The organism is Aquabacterium sp. UBA2148, assembly GCF_002328915.1.
In the GTDB taxonomy this organism is placed as follows: Bacteria; Pseudomonadota; Gammaproteobacteria; order Burkholderiales; family Burkholderiaceae_C; genus Aquabacterium; species Aquabacterium parvum.
This window is the reverse complement of the sequence record NZ_DCXA01000311.1, coordinates 24,851-25,811: the sequence shown is the minus strand read 5'-3', so window position 1 is coordinate 25,811 and position 961 is coordinate 24,851. Positions and strand designations below refer to the sequence as shown.

Annotated in this window: 2 protein-coding genes; both read left to right on the top strand. The window is 67.1% G+C overall.

The window, feature by feature from the left end:
* On the top strand, positions 1–622 hold a 622-nt coding region (tpiA, locus tag B2W70_RS17310), incomplete at its 5' end, for a triose-phosphate isomerase (protein ID WP_286747708.1).
* Between the two features lie 38 nt (positions 623–660).
* A partial coding sequence (gene secG / locus B2W70_RS17305; protein WP_286747707.1) for a preprotein translocase subunit SecG occupies positions 661–961 on the top strand: 301 nt, incomplete at its 3' end.

Genomic DNA, 961 nt, shown 5'->3' with positions numbered 1-961 from the left:
CCCGCCTGCCGTCTTCCTGGCCGATGTGGCTGAAGCCTTGAAGGGCTCGGCCATCGCCTTCGGTTCGCAAGACGTCTCCACCCAGGCTCAGGGTGCCTACACCGGTGAGGTGTCTGGTCCGATGCTCCGCGAGTTCGGCGCCGCCTACGCGATCGTCGGTCACTCCGAGCGTCGCAGCTACCACGCCGAGTCCGACCAACTGGTCGCCGACAAGGCCAAGGCTGCGCTGGCGCATGGCCTGGTGCCCATCGTTTGCGTGGGTGAGACCCTGTCGGAGCGCGAATCGGGTCAGACCGAAGCCGTTGTGGGTCGTCAGCTCGACGCCGTCATCGCCACGCTGGGTGCAGACCTGGCCAAGGTGGTGGTGGCTTACGAGCCCGTCTGGGCCATCGGCACCGGCAAAACCGCTTCGCCCGAGCAGGCTCAGGCCGTGCACGCTTTCCTGCGCTCGCGCCTGAAGGCGGCTCAGCCGGATGCGGCCCGGGTGCCCTTGCTCTATGGCGGCAGCGTCAAGCCTGACAACGCGGCAGAACTGTTCGCGCAAGCCGACATCGACGGTGGCCTGATTGGCGGCGCCTCGCTCAAGGCGGCCGACTTCGCTGCCATCGCGCGCGCGGCCTGAGCGGCCTGCGCATTCACTGATTTCAGGAGTTCGATTTCATGCAACAAGCCTTGTTGACCATCGTCTTGCTGCTGCAAGTGGTGTCGGCGCTGGCCATGATCGGCCTGGTGCTGGTCCAGCACGGCAAGGGCGCCGACATGGGTGCCTCGTTCGGCGGCGGCTCGTCCGGCAGCCTGTTCGGCGCCACCGGCAGTGCCAATTTCCTTTCCCGTTCCACCGCGGTGGCGGCCACGGTGTTCTTCGTGTCCACCTTGGCGCTGGCGTACTTCGGCACCAACCGCGGCGCGGTGTCGGAGCAGCCCTCGTTGTTGGAGCAGGCGGCCAGTGCCGCAGCTCAAG